The organism is Pseudodesulfovibrio sp., assembly GCF_028692895.1.
Classification (GTDB): Bacteria; Desulfobacterota; Desulfovibrionia; order Desulfovibrionales; family Desulfovibrionaceae; genus Pseudodesulfovibrio.
In genome coordinates, this window is record NZ_JAQUWN010000044.1 from 15,340 (window position 1) to 28,591 (window position 13,252).

Sequence of the window (13,252 nt, forward strand, 5' to 3'; positions counted from 1 at the left end):
CAGGGCTACTTGCCCATGACCCGCTTTTCCAGCACGAACTCCACCCGGCGGTTCCTGGCCCGGTACTCGGCCGTGGTGTTCGGATAAATGGGATTGAGATAGGCCAGTCCCGTGGCCGTGAGCCGCGTGGGCTCGATCTTCATCTTGAGCAGCTCGCGCAGGACGGTGACCGCCCGCAGGGCGGAAATCTCCCAGTTGTCCCGGAACCGGGAGCCGGGACCCGGCGGGACGTTGTCCGTGTAGCCGATGACCTTGATGTTCTGGTCCTTGTGCTGGATGAAAAAATTCTTGAGCGTGGCCAGCACGGCGATGCCCTGGGGGGACAGGGAGGTCTGCCCCGACAGGAACATGACGTCGCCGGGCACGCGCAGGGTGATGACGCCGTCCTCGAAGTTGGCCGAGACCAGCCCCTCCACGCCCTTCTTGGTCTGAAGCGTCTTGACCTCGGCGAAGACCTTGCGCTGCGACTCGATGATCTGGCGGCGCATCAGGGCCTGGTCCAGGAGCACCCCGGCCTCCTCGCGGGTGATGCGGCTGGTCGAAATCTTCTCCATCTTGCCCTGGAGCGCCTTGGTCACCGAGCTGAAGGTCTCGGAGAACTTGTCCGTGTCCAGGGTGGACATGGAGTAGAGCAGGATGAAGAACACCAGCAGGAGCATGGAGAGGTCGGCGAACGTGGTCATCCATTCGTTTTCCGACTCCTCCTCTTCCTGGTAGGAGGAATAGAGATCGTCTTCGCTCATCAGTTGGTCTCACGCTCGCCGGGGGCGAGGAAGGAGGAAAGCTTCTCGTACACCAGCCGGGGGTTGTTGTTCTCCAGAATGGATTTCGCACCCTCGAAGATGACCTCCAGGTGCAACTGCTCCTGGAGGGTGCGCGCCTTGAGCTTGGCCGCGATGGGGATGAACAGGAGCGTGGACATGGCGCTGCCGTAAAACGTGGTCAGGATGGCCACGGCCATGGCCGGGCCGATGGACTTGGGATCGTCGAGCTGGGAGAGCATCTGGACCAGGCCGATGAGCGTGCCCATCATTCCGAAGGACGGGGCCAGGGCCGCCAGCCGCTTGAACACGTCCTGCCCGACCTGGTGGCGGCGGCGCAGGGAATTGATCTCGATATGCAGGGTGGAGTGGATGATCTCGGGGTCCGCGTTGTCCGCGATGAGCTGGCAGGATTTCTTGAGGACCATGTTCTCGGTCTGGACGTTCTCCAGGGCGATGAGTCCCTCGCGGCGGCTGATCTCGGCCACCTTGACCATGATGTTGACCACGTCGCGCACCTTGGTCTTGCGCTGGACGAACATCTTGAAGGCGGCGTTAAAGGCCTGTATGACCTCTTCAAAGGGAAAGGCCACCAGGATGGAGGCCAGGGTCCCGCCGAAGACGATCATCATGCCGGGGATGTTGATGAAGACATCGACCGCGCCCCCGATAATGATGGCGCCCAGGATCAGTGACAGACCAACGGCAAGACCAAGTAGCGTAGCGATATCCATAACAAACGCCTGTCCTTCGGTTCAATTCAGCCTTTTCCGAACGGGCGGCCGACGCCGGGCGCGGGCCACGCGGGGAGCACCATGAAATACCTAGAGAAGATACAACAGTCTGCCGCATATATACAGGAAAAGCTAGGCAAAATTCAAGCCGGGGCAGTGGGGATTATAACGGGCACCGGCCTGGGCGGCCTGACAGACGCCATGGCGGACGTCCGCTCCCTGTCCTACGGCGACATTCCGGGCTTCCCGGTATCCACGGTCCAGAGCCACGCCGGGCGCATGATCCTGGGGACCCTGGAGGGCGCGCCGGTGCTGGCCCTGAGCGGCCGGTTCCACCTCTACGAGGGGTTCGACGCGCGGGAGGCCGCCTACGGCGTCCGCGTCCTGGGCGAGATGGGCGTCCGCACCCTGATCGTGACCAATGCGGCGGGCGCGCTCAACCCCTCCTTCGAGGTCGGCGCGCCCATGGTCATCGAGGACCACATCAACCTCACCGGGACCACTCCCCTGCGCGGCCGCAACGAGGACGCGTGGGGCGACCGCTTCCCGGACATGCGCGCGGTCTACGACCCCGGCCTGCGCGCCCTGGCCGTGCGCAAGGCCCTGGAGCTCGGCGTCCGGCTGGAGCGAGGCGTGTACATGCAGGTCATGGGCCCGAACATGGAGACCCCGGCCGAGACGCGCATGTACCGGGCCATGGGGGCCGACGCCATCGGCATGTCCACCTGCATGGAGGCCATCGCCGCCCACCACATGGGCATCCGCGTGCTCGGCGTCTCCTGCCTGACCAACAAGAACCTGCCCGACTGCATGGCCGAGGCGTCGCTAAAGGACGTCATCGCCACGGCCGAGGCGTCGGCCGGGATCATGACCGCCCTGCTCCGGGCCATCCTAAAGGAAATCGCCCGGGCAGCCGATGAGGCACGCAGGTAGCGCCCGCGCGCGGGCTGCGCACGGAGCACGACGGACCCCCAACACGGGACACGAACGCATGACACAGACCATCCGCCTCCTCGCCCTTCTCGCCTGCCTGGCCCTCGCGGCCGGGTGCGGCAACCGGATGTGGCAGGACACCAAAAAAACCGCCGGGGACGGCTTCAACTACGTCTTCGACACGGCCCCGACCACCCGCTCATACCACGACGAATCGTCCGTGCCCATCATCGAGATCAATCACAACGCGGCCAACGTGCTCTACTCGAACATCGGCCCGTCCGAGCTGTCGAAGAAGTCGCCGGTGTACGTCCGGCCCTTCACCGACAAGAACAACCCGGCCGACACCGCGCCCTTCGGCCTGGTGGTCATGGAGCAGGTGGCCGACCGGCTGGTGCAGCGCGGCGTGCTCGTCACCCAAGGCGAGCCCGGCCCGGACGCCTTCATGACGCCCCGCGACGTGGACCCCGCCCTCTACCGCAACCCGCCCCAGGGCTCGCTGGAAAACCTGCCGCCCCGCTCCGCCGTGCTGGCCGGCTCTTACGTCATCGGCGACAACTACGTCTACATGACCGCCCGGATCATCCGGCTGGACGACCACGCCGTGGTATCGGGCCACAACTGGACCATCCCCATCACCGACAACGTCCGCGAGCTGCTCCCGCAGCTCAGGCAGGACAACGGGCTGGAACCCTCGGTCAAAAGCAAATTCGACTGATCGAAAAAAGGGGCGCTCCGAGCGCCCCTTTCGCATCAATCATCTCCGAACCCCTCTTCCACGCGCCAGACCTCCCCGGCGTCGTCGCCCCACTCCTTCTTGGCCAGCCGGTGGCCGAGGTTGAACGCCTTGACGTTCACGGCCCGGATCTTGGCGGGCAGCACGGTTTCGAGCGTCTTGCGCATGATCGCCTGCTGCACGAACGGGAGGAGGAAGGAGAGCGCGCCGAGCACCACGGTGTTCATGGCCTGGGCCACGCCGACCTTGTCCCTTGCCAGGGCCGTGAAGGGCAGGCCCAGGAACCGGTTGGTGGGCTGCTGGCCCACCAGCTCGGTCTCGATGACCAGCGCCCCGCCGGGCTTGAGGTAGGGATAATAGGCGTTGCACGCCTCCTGGGACAGGGCCACCAGCAAGTCCAGGCTCTCGGCCTTGGGATAGCTGATCCGGCCCGAGCTGATGACCAGGTCGCACTTGCTGGAGCCGCCGCGCGCCTCCGGCCCGTAGCTCTGGGTCTGGGTGACGTTGTAGCCGTGGCCCAGCGCCAGCCCCTGGCCCATGATCTTGCCCAGGGTGATGATCCCCTGGCCGCCCAGGCCTGAGAAACGAATTTCAAAACGGTCGAGTTCCTGCGGCTTCATTTCCGGCCCCCCTTGGCGCCCTTGCCCGTCAGGGCTTCCTTCATGGCGTAGTACCGTTCCTCGTAGCCGTTGCGGTCGCGCCTGAAGAAGACGCCGATGGGCAGCCGCCCCTCGCGCTTGTCATCGGCCAGTTCCTCGTACCGCTCCACGTCGATGGCCGATTTCTTGAGCCACTGGTACATGTCCACGGGCGTCTTGAACTTGTTCTTGCGGCCGTACTGGGTGTGGCACGGCGTGATGGCCTCCACCAGGCTGAAGCCGGGGCGGCCCAGCGCCTCGATCATGATCTTCTCCAGCTTTTTGACGTGGAAGACCGTGCCGCGCGCCACGTAGTTGGCCCCGGCCCCGCGCGCCAGCTCCACGGTGTCGAACGCCTTGTCCAACTGGCCGTAGGGATTGGTCATGGTGGTCGCGCCCTCGGGCGTGGCCGGGGAGCTCTGGCCGCCGGTCATGCCATAGATCGAATTGTTCAGGACCAGGGCGGTGACGCCGATGTTGCGCCGGGCCGCGTGGATCAGGTGGTTGCCGCCGATGGACAGGGCGTCGCCGTCGCCCATGAGGGCGATGACCTTGAGCTTCGGGTTGGCCATCTTGATGCCCGTGGCGAAGGTCAGGGCCCGGCCGTGGGTGGTGTGCACCGTGTTGAAGTCCACATACACGGCCAACCGGCCGGAGCAGCCGATGCCCGCCACCACCACGATGTCGTCCTTGGGAATGGACAGGGCGTGGATGGACCGGATCAGCGTCCCGAGCACGATGCCGTGGCCGCAGCCGGGGCAGAGCACGTGCGGGAATTTCTTGTTGTGCCTCAGGTACTGGTGGATGACGTCGTTGCCTGTAAGTCCGTTCATTGCGCTACCCCTGCATGATGACCTTGAGAATTTCCGAGGGAGTGACGATCTGGCCGTCCACGCGGTTGATGGTCCGGACGGAGGCCCGGCCCATGTTCACGCGCTTCACCTCGCGGGACATCTGGCCCATGTTCATCTCCGGCACAACCAGGGTCCGGGCGTGGCCCAGGATCTTTTCGGTATGCCGCCGGGGGTACGGGAACAGGGTCTTGAGCTTGAGCAGCCCGGCGCGCACGCCGTTTAGCCGCGCCTGATGCACGGCCAGTTCGGCCGACCGGGCCACGCTGCCGTAGGCGATGACCACCACGTCCGCGTCCGTGGTCTGGACCTCGTCCACCAACTGGATGTCGTAGAAGAACTGGTCGATCTTGCGGTGGATGCGCTCCAGGAGCTCGACGATCTCCTCGGGCCGCTGGGTCGGGAACCCGTTGCGGTCGTGGGTCAGGCCGGTGACGTGAAAACGGTAGCCCGCCCCCAGCGGCGGCATGGGCGGCACGCCGCGCACGGTCTCCTCGTACGGCTTGTACCACTCGGGCGGCATGGACGGCACGGTGCGGGAGAAGACCTCGAACTCGCCCTCGTTGGGGACCTCGATCTTCTCGCGGGTGTGGGCCGTGACCTCGTCCAGGAGCAGGATGACCGGGGTGCGGTATTTCTCGGCCATGTTGAAGGCGGTGATGGTCATGTCCAGGCATTCCTGCACGTCGGAGGCGGAGAGGACGATGATCGGGTGGTCGCCGTGGGTGCCCCAGCGGGCCTGCTGCACGTCGGCCTGGGCCGGGCTGGTGGGCAGCCCGGTGGACGGCCCGCCTCGCATGACGTTGACCAGGACCAGAGGCGCTTCGGCCATGATGGCGTACCCGAGGTTCTCCTGCATGAGCGAGAATCCGGGGCCCGAGGTGGCGGTCATGACCTTGCGGCCCGCCAGAGACGCGCCGACGATGGCCCCCATGCTGGCGATCTCGTCCTCCATCTGCATGAACACCCCGTCCCCGGTCATGGGCAGGCGCGCGGCCATGATCTCCATTATCTCGGACGAGGGGGTGATGGGATAGCCGCCGTAGAACGAACAACCGGCGAGCAGCGCTCCCTCGACCACGGCCTCGTTGCCGAGCGCGAAAATTTCCTTGCGTTTCTTGCGTCTGGGCATGGCCTACGCTCCCTTCTTGGCCCCGGGCTTGTCCGGGGCCGTGTCTTCCATCTCCGCCACGGGCGACTTGTCGCGGACCACGATGGCGAAGTCAGGACAGTGCAGCTCGCAAAAACCGCAATGGATGCAGTCCTTTTCCCGGACCACCGTGGCCTTGCCATGTTCGCCGATCTCGAAAACCTTGCTCGGGCAGAACTCCGCGCAGATGCCGCACCCCTTGCACCAGTCCGGGTAGACGGTGACCGTGCTTTTCCCTTTTTTCTGATGAGCCATGACCCCTTCCAGCTCTGACGGATTACCGGCCTCCCCCTCGGAAGGACCGGCATGAAGGCCGCCGCAGGGGCGACCTGTGACAACAACACTTTCCTGAATTCCTAACAGGTTATCCCGTCGTGTCCAGAATTTTCGAAAATTTCGCCGACACCTTCGCGAAACGGAAACGAAAAAACGCGAAAACGCGCGATCCCCGGTACGTGAATCGCGCGTTTTTTGAAATGAAAAAATGGAAATCAGAGTGCCATGATGGCCAGCGCATTGACCACGCAGGCGGCCAAAGCGCTCCCGCCCTTGCGCCCTTCGATGGCCACATACGGCACGTCCCGACGCATCAGCAGGGCCTTGGACTCCGCCGCATTGACGAATCCGACCGGCATTCCGACCACCAATGCGGGCGAAACCTCACCGGAATCGATGTGTTCCACGAGCCGGATCAGCGCGGTCGGCGCGTTGCCGATGACGTAAATCCCGGGCTTCAACTCGCGCACGGCCACGTCCACGGCCGCCTTTGCGCGGGTGATTTTCTCCGCTTTTGCGCGCTCGATCACCCTCGGGTCGTTCATCAGGCAATGCACCGAGCACCCGAGCGGCGTCAGGCGGCGCAGCGGCATGCCGCACCGGGCCATCTCGGTGTCCGAGACGATCTTCGCCCCGTTTTTGAGCGCCGCCAGGCCGGATTCCACCGCCCCTTCCCGGAAGCGGACCAGGTTCAGCAGGTCGAAATCGGCCGTGGTGTGGATCATCCGGCGCACGATCTCCCATTGCCGCCCCGCGTAGGGGCGCGGCTCGGGGACCTCGGAATCGATGATGCGCAGGGACTCGGCCTCGATGTCCTCGGGCGCGGCGAAATGTTGCAGGGTGATGTCGGTCACGCGATCCTCCTTCTGATGGGGAAATGCTATCGATGATACGGGAAAAAAGACAGGAATGAATGGCGGTCCGGGCTCGTTTCCGGAGACGTTCTCCCCTGCCCGCCGCTGCTTTTCCTCACCAAAAGGCGGGTTCCGATCCCGCCGCAGAAAGAACTAACCGCCGACGATGGCCACCGAAGCGGACGCGCCGATGCGGTCGGCTCCGGCCTCGATCATGGCCAGGGCGTCCTCGCGGGTGCGGATGCCGCCGCTCGCCTTGACTCCGACGTCCGGCCCCACGGTCCGGCGCATGAGGCGGATCGCCTCCACCGTGGCCCCGCCCGGCCCGAAGCCCGTGCTGGTCTTGACGAAGCGCGCCCCGGCCTCGACGCAGAGCCCGCAGGCCCGGACGATCTCCTCGCCCGAAAGCAGCCCGGTCTCCAGGATGACCTTGACCGGATGCCCGGCCGCCGCGCGGACCACGCCCGCGACGTCCTCGCGGACCAGGCCGTCCAGCCCGTCCTTGAACGCGCCGAGGTTCAGGACCATGTCCAGCTCCCGCGCGCCCAAGTCCACCACGGCGGCAGCCTCGGCGGCCTTGATCCCGGGCAGGGTCGCGCCCAGGGGGAAGCCGACCACGCAGACCGGCGTCACCGGGCTCCCCAGCAGAAGGCGGGCCACCCGGCCGATGGCCGAGGGATTCACGCACACCCCGTAAAAACCGAAGCGCACGGCCTGGGAGCAGAGTTCCTCCAGCTCCCGGGCCGTGGCGGCGGGTTTGAGCAGCGTATGGTCGATGCGGGCGGCGAGACGGCTGTCCACCATCTAGCGGTCCCTGGCCTGATAGCGTGAAAGCTGCGCCTCCAGGCGGCGGCTGTAGGACGTCAGCACGTAGCAGATCAGGAAGTACAGGCAGGCGATGGCGATCCAGATCTCGAAGGAGGCCACGGTCTCGCGGTTGTCCACCTGCACGCCCGTGCGGGTCAGTTCGATGACGCCCAGGATGGCCGCCAGCGAGGTGTCCTTGGTCAGGGAGACGAACTGGTTGACGAAGGACGGGATCATGTTGCGCAGGGCCTGGGGCAGGATGACGAAGCGCATGGCCTGGGCGTGCGAGAGTCCGGACCCGCGCGAGGCCTCCATCTGGCCCCTGGGCAGCGCATTGACGCCCGCGCGGACGATCTCGGCCACGTAGGCCCCGGTGAAGATGATGAAGCAGAAGATCGTCGTGGTGAAGGCGGGCAGGTTCTGCCCGGTGATAACCGGCGCCAGGTAGTAGAACCAGAAGATGAGCAGCAATAGCGGCATGCCGCGGATCATCTCGACGTACACCACGGCGGGCCACTTGATGTACCACTTGCGCGACAGGCGCATCAGCCCGGCCGCAAGGCCGAGCCAGAAGGCCCCGAGGATGCCGGTGAAGGCCAGGATGATGGAGGCGAAGAACCCTTCTGGCCGGTGGATGAACGGAAACACCCAGTCGATGGAGGTGTTGCCCCAGAGGAAATAGACGAAGTTGTCGGCTACGATATTCCAATGCACTGGTCGCCCCCTAGTACCTTACCTGCACCATGAAGTGCTTGTTGTACATCGTGATGCAGAAGGAGACGAACAACGAGATGATCAGATAAATGCCCAGCGCCACCGAAAATGCCTCGAAGGGAATGGCGTGGTAGGACTCGATCTGGGTGGCCTGGTACATGATCTCGCCCACGCCGATGACCATGCACAGCGAGGAGTTCTTGATCAGGTTCAGGGCCTGGGAAATGAGCGGCGGAATGACGATGCGCAGAGCCTGGGGCAGGATCACGTAGCGGTACGCCTGCAAGAACGAGAGGCCCACGGCCCGCGACGCCTCCAGTTGGTTCTTGGGGATGGAGAAGATGCCCGCGCGCAGCTCCTCGGCGATGAAGGCCGAGGTGTACACGGTCAGCGCGATGATGCCGGTGATCAGCTCGACGTTGAAGAGCATCCACTCGCCGACGAACTTGTGGCCGAACAGGGTGAACGGACCGGGGAACCAGTAATAGAGATCGTTGAGCCAGTTGTTGATGACGTCCGGAATGACGAAGTACGAGGCATTGTACCAGAAGAATATCTGCACCAGCAGCGGGGTGTTGCGGAAAAATTCTGTGAAGGCGAGGCTGAACCACTGCAGGGGTTTGAACGGCGTCATCCGCATCACGCAGATGATGATGCCGAGGATCATGGCGCAGGCCAGGGAAATGGTGGATATCTGCATGGTGGTGAGGAAACCCTCCCACATCCACCGGGCTGGCTCGCCCGAAAACATCTCGGCCCATTGAAATTTATAGTCCAAAACTCGATCCGTGGGTTGCGATATGTGCGGGGAAAACCGGGAGCGCCGCGCGGCGCTCCCGGTGAATCAGTCGATGCGACCGCAGCCTACATGGGCCACAGTTCCATCTGCCAGCCGGCGGGCAGGTCGTAACCCATCCACTTCTTGAACAACTGCTTGTAGGTGCCGTCGAGCCACATCTCGTTGAGGCTCTTGTTGACGAAATCACGGAACTCGGAATCGTTCTGGGGAACGCCGAGGCCGTAGGGCTCGGCGGAGAAGAATTCGCCGACGATTTCCCACTCGTCCGGGTTGTCGTCACCGGCCTTGAGACCGGCCAGGATGCCGGAGTCGGTGGTCACGGCCTTGACCTTGCCCTGCTTGAGCGCCATGAACGCCTGCGGGTACTCGTCGTAGGAGATGACCTGGGCCTCGGGCTGGGCGGCCTTGATGTTCTTCTCGGAGGTGGAGCCCTTGACGGTGCCGACCTTCTTCCCGGCCAGGTCGTCGGTGGACAGGATGCCGGAGCCCTTCTTCACGAGCAGCTTCTGGCCATCCATGAAGTAGGTGATGGAGAAGTCGATCTGCTCGTCACGGGAAAACTTGTGGGTCATGGTGGCGGCCAGCATGTCCACGGAACCCTGGGCCAGCATGGGGATGCGGTTCTTGGAGGTGACGACCTTGAACTCGGTCTTCACACCGATCTTGTCGGCGATGTACTTGCAGACGTCGACATCGAAACCGACCAGTTCATTGGTCTTGGGATCAATGAAGCCGAACAGGTTGACGGAGTCCTTGACGCCGCAGACCAGCACGCCGGCATTCTTGACATCCTCCAGTTTGCCCGCGCCCGCGACGGAAGCCGCGAAAACGAAGGACAGCACCAGGGCGAGAACAACTACCAAACGTTTCATGTTTCCTCCTCTCTCTAGGGAATCGTTTCTCTAACCGGAATTACAGGATTTCCTTGAGGAAATCCCTTGCACGCTCACTTTTGGGGTTCTTGAAGAACTCGTCCGGCGGGGCCTGCTCGACCACAATGCCGCCGTCCATGAACAGGACGCGATCCGCCACCTCGCGGGCGAACCCCATCTCGTGGGTGACGCAGAGCATGGTCATGCCCTCGCGCGCCAGATCCTTCATGACGTTCAGGACCTCGTTGATCATCTCCGGGTCCAAGGCCGAGGTCGGCTCGTCGAAGAGCATGACCTTGGGCTTCATGGCCAGAGAGCGGGCGATGGCCACCCGCTGCTGCTGCCCGCCGGAAAGCTCGGCCGGATACTTGTGGGCCTGGTCGTGAATCCCCACGCGCTCCAGCAGGTGCAAGGCGATGTCCTCGGCCTCGTCCTTGGCCATCTTCTTGACCTTGAGGGGAGCCAGGGTGACGTTCTTGAGCACGGACAGGTGGGGATACAGGTTGAACTGCTGGAAGACGATGCCGATTTCCGCCCGCAGGTTGTTGATGTTGACGTCCTTGTCCAGGATGTCCTTGCCGTCGAAGAGGATCTGACCTTTCTGGTACTCCTCCAGGCGGTTGATGCAGCGGATGAAGGTACTTTTGCCCGAACCGGACGGACCGCAGATGACCAGCACCTCGCCCGCGTCCACGGATTCGGTGATGCCCTGCAGGACGTGAAAGTCTCCATACCACTTGTGCAGCTTGTTCACCTCGATCATTGCCATAACGAAAAATTCTCCAAAACGATGGTTTGAGCAAAAAAAATGAAGCCCTGCCAAACGGCCGGACAATCTCCCGGCCATCTGGTCCAGGCATCTTAATTGCTGTTTTATAGTGTTATTTAAAGACGGGAAAAAGTCAAGGTGACGAGAAGAAAACCCGATTCATTTCAACCCGCAGGGATACGATCGGATTGCAAGAAAATCGTGGACGGAGTATTGAATCAACATCATACCATCCAACAACCGCCTACTCCGGAGAACCCATGACCGTTCGCGCCGTCCGTCAGAAAGCCCGTCCGTCCCGCATTTTCTGCCGATATCTCGCCCTGTTCGGCCTGCTTGCCGCCCTGATTCTCTCCGGTTGTTCGGAGAAGAAGAAGCAGGGACGGCCCCCGTCGCCGGTCAAGACGGTCCAGGCCGCGGCCAAGGACACCCCGGTCTCCCTGATGGCCGTGGGCAACGTCAAGGCCTCCAACTCCGTCACCATCAAATCCCGCGTGGACGGCCACATCCTGCGCATCCACTTCCTGGACGGCGACCACATCAAGGCCGGGCAGATCCTCTACACCATCGACCCCGAGACCTACATCTACCAGCAGCAGGGGGCCCAGGCCAACGTGGCCAGCGACCGCGCCACCGCCGAGCAGGCCCAAAAGGACTTCGTCCGCTACAAGGACCTCTATGAACAGCAGGTCATCTCCCGCGACGAGTTCGAGCAGAAGCTGACCGCCTACCAGACCGCGCGCAAGGCCATGGAGTCGGACGCCGCCCAGGCGGACATCGCCAAGCGCAACGTGCATTTCACTAAGATCACTGCGCCGTTCGACGGCATCGCGGGCAGCACCCTGCTCGACGAGGGCAACCTCGTGGCCGCCGACAAGGACGAACTGGTGGTCATCAAGACCATCAAGCCCTCGGACGTGGTCTTCTCCATCCCCGGCCGCGACGTGGGCATGGTCCGCTCCCACTTCATCGACGACGACCTGACCGTGCTGGCCACGCCCAACGCGCCCGGCGCGCAGCACGCCACCGGCCACCTCACCTTCGTGGACAACTGGATCAACCCGGACACCGGCATGATCAACCTCAAGGCGCGGTTCACCAACGAGGACGAGAAGCTCTGGCCCGGCCAGTTCGTGACCGTGGAGCTGATCCTCTCCATCAAGAAGGACGCGGTGCGCATTCCGGCCCAGGCCGTGCAGCGCGGGCCCGAGGGCAAGTACGTATACGTGGTCGAGGACGGCAAGGCGGTCATGAGGCCCGTGGTCATGGGCATGCGCGACGATGACGAAGTGGTCATCGAAAAGGGTCTCCAGAAGGACGAAACCGTCATCATAGAGGGTATGCTCCGCCTCTACCCCGGCGCGACCGTCATTGTCCGCAACGACGACGCCAAGCCCATCCTCCCCGGGGCCAAGCCCGACCAGGCGGGGCCCGCGTCCGACGCCAAGCCCGCCGGAGCCCAGCCCGCCGCGCCCGCTCCCGAGGCCGCGCCCGACGCCAACGCCACCGACGGGGGCAACGCCTGATGAAAGTCACCGATCTCTTCATCGAACGCCCGGTCATGACCACGCTGGTCATGTTCGGGTTCCTGTTCTTCGGCGTCATCTGCTATCTCAAGATGCCGGTCAGCTACTTGCCCGCCGTGGAGTTCCCGACCATCCAGGTGACTGCCACCATGTCCGGCGCCAACCCGGACACCATGGCATCCTCCGTGGCCTCGCCGCTGGAGCGCGAGTTCTCGTCCATCGCAGGGCTGCTCTCCATGAGCTCGGTCAACTCGCTGGGCAACACCACCATCACCCTCCAGTTCGCCCTGGACCGCGACATCGACGGCGCGGCCCTGGACGTCCAGTCCGCCATCTCGCGCGCGGAAAGCGACCTGCCCGACGAGATCACCGACCCGCCGAGCTTCCAGAAGGTCAACCCGGCGGACAGCCCGATCCTCTACATCTCCGTGACCTCGGACGCCCTGCCCATGTCCACGGTCAACGACTACACCAAGACCTTCCTGACCCAGACCATTTCCACCATTCCCGGCGTGGCCCAGGTCCTCATCTACGGCGAAAAGCAGTACGCGGTGCGCATCCGCCTCGACCCGCGCGAGGTGGCCTCGCGCCAGCTCGGCATCGACGAGGTGCGCGACGCGGTGGACAGCGCCAACGTCAACCTGCCGCTGGGCACCCTGGAGGGCGCCGAGCAGTCGCTGATGCTGGACGACAACGGCCAGCTCACCCGGGCCGACGCCTACAAAAACGTCATCGTGGCCTACCGCAACGGCCAGCCCGTCCGCCTCTCCGAACTCGGCCTGGTGGAGGACGGGGTCAAGGACGAACGGTTCAGCTCCTGGTTCAACACCGA

16 protein-coding genes are annotated in these 13,252 nt (G+C 63.8%); 4 read left to right on the top strand and 12 right to left on the bottom strand.

Annotated elements, in window-relative coordinates:
- Positions 1 to 5: 5 nt before the first annotated feature.
- Together PHP91_RS11505 and PHP91_RS11510 are read right to left on the bottom strand one after the other, a co-directional pair.
- A complete protein-coding gene (locus tag PHP91_RS11505; RefSeq protein ID WP_300140660.1) occupies positions 6 to 743 on the bottom strand; it encodes a flagellar motor protein MotB in 738 nt (245 codons plus the stop codon).
- Positions 743 to 1,495: a MotA/TolQ/ExbB proton channel family protein gene (locus PHP91_RS11510; protein ID WP_300140662.1), complete on the bottom strand. Its 753-nt coding sequence runs from the start codon at positions 1,493 to 1,495 to the stop codon at positions 743 to 745. Before PHP91_RS11510 ends, PHP91_RS11505 begins: the two co-directional genes overlap by 1 nt.
- A gap of 81 nt (positions 1,496 to 1,576) precedes the next feature.
- Between PHP91_RS11510 and PHP91_RS11515 the strand changes: the two genes are divergently transcribed.
- Together PHP91_RS11515 and PHP91_RS11520 are read left to right on the top strand one after the other, a co-directional pair.
- Positions 1,577 to 2,428 (top strand): purine-nucleoside phosphorylase, encoded by an 852-nt coding sequence (locus tag PHP91_RS11515; protein WP_300140664.1) that lies wholly within the window; start codon positions 1,577 to 1,579, stop codon positions 2,426 to 2,428.
- 58 nt (positions 2,429 to 2,486) lie between these two features.
- Positions 2,487 to 3,146, top strand: coding sequence for a FlgO family outer membrane protein (locus tag PHP91_RS11520; RefSeq protein ID WP_300140666.1), 660 nt, complete (start codon positions 2,487 to 2,489; stop codon positions 3,144 to 3,146).
- Positions 3,147 to 3,181: 35 nt separating this feature from the next.
- On the opposite strand, the gene PHP91_RS11525 is transcribed toward PHP91_RS11520, so the two are convergent.
- The 10 genes from PHP91_RS11525 to PHP91_RS11570 form a co-directional block, all read right to left on the bottom strand.
- Complete coding sequence (locus PHP91_RS11525) at positions 3,182 to 3,784, bottom strand: 2-oxoacid:acceptor oxidoreductase family protein (protein ID WP_300140668.1); 603 nt, start codon at positions 3,782 to 3,784, stop codon at positions 3,182 to 3,184.
- Positions 3,781 to 4,635, bottom strand: a complete 855-nt coding sequence (locus PHP91_RS11530) for a 2-oxoacid:ferredoxin oxidoreductase subunit beta (RefSeq protein ID WP_300140670.1) — start codon at positions 4,633 to 4,635, stop codon at positions 3,781 to 3,783. The genes PHP91_RS11525 and PHP91_RS11530 overlap by 4 nt, the downstream gene beginning before the upstream one ends.
- Before the next feature lie 4 nt (positions 4,636 to 4,639).
- Positions 4,640 to 5,785 (bottom strand): 2-oxoacid:acceptor oxidoreductase subunit alpha, encoded by a 1,146-nt coding sequence (locus PHP91_RS11535; RefSeq protein WP_300140672.1) that lies wholly within the window; start codon positions 5,783 to 5,785, stop codon positions 4,640 to 4,642.
- Positions 5,786 to 5,788: 3 nt separating this feature from the next.
- Positions 5,789 to 6,058 (bottom strand): 4Fe-4S dicluster domain-containing protein, encoded by a 270-nt coding sequence (locus tag PHP91_RS11540; protein ID WP_300140674.1) that lies wholly within the window; start codon positions 6,056 to 6,058, stop codon positions 5,789 to 5,791.
- A gap of 236 nt (positions 6,059 to 6,294) precedes the next feature.
- Positions 6,295 to 6,933 carry a precorrin-8X methylmutase gene (locus tag PHP91_RS11545; protein WP_300140675.1) on the bottom strand — a complete coding sequence of 213 codons (639 nt, stop codon included), beginning with the start codon at positions 6,931 to 6,933 and terminating at the stop codon, positions 6,295 to 6,297.
- Between the two features lie 153 nt (positions 6,934 to 7,086).
- Positions 7,087 to 7,737 (bottom strand): deoxyribose-phosphate aldolase, encoded by a 651-nt coding sequence (gene deoC, locus PHP91_RS11550; protein WP_300140677.1) that lies wholly within the window; start codon positions 7,735 to 7,737, stop codon positions 7,087 to 7,089.
- Positions 7,738 to 8,454: an amino acid ABC transporter permease gene (locus PHP91_RS11555; protein WP_300140679.1), complete on the bottom strand. Its 717-nt coding sequence runs from the start codon at positions 8,452 to 8,454 to the stop codon at positions 7,738 to 7,740.
- 10 nt (positions 8,455 to 8,464) lie between these two features.
- Complete coding sequence (locus PHP91_RS11560; RefSeq protein WP_300140681.1) at positions 8,465 to 9,232, bottom strand: amino acid ABC transporter permease; 768 nt, start codon at positions 9,230 to 9,232, stop codon at positions 8,465 to 8,467.
- An 86-nt stretch (positions 9,233 to 9,318) separates the two neighbouring features.
- A complete protein-coding gene (locus PHP91_RS11565; protein WP_300140683.1) occupies positions 9,319 to 10,125 on the bottom strand; it encodes an ABC transporter substrate-binding protein in 807 nt (268 codons plus the stop codon).
- Positions 10,126 to 10,165: 40 nt separating this feature from the next.
- On the bottom strand, positions 10,166 to 10,894 hold the full coding sequence (locus tag PHP91_RS11570; RefSeq protein WP_300140685.1) for an amino acid ABC transporter ATP-binding protein: 729 nt from the start codon (positions 10,892 to 10,894) through the stop codon (positions 10,166 to 10,168).
- 260 nt (positions 10,895 to 11,154) lie between these two features.
- On the opposite strand from PHP91_RS11570, the gene PHP91_RS11575 reads away from it, so the two are divergent.
- Complete coding sequence (locus PHP91_RS11575; RefSeq protein WP_300140687.1) at positions 11,155 to 12,420, top strand: efflux RND transporter periplasmic adaptor subunit; 1,266 nt, start codon at positions 11,155 to 11,157, stop codon at positions 12,418 to 12,420.
- Positions 12,420 to 13,252, top strand: an 833-nt coding sequence (locus PHP91_RS11580) for an efflux RND transporter permease subunit (protein ID WP_300140689.1), incomplete at its 3' end; no start/stop codon positions are given. The genes PHP91_RS11575 and PHP91_RS11580, both read left to right, overlap by 1 nt.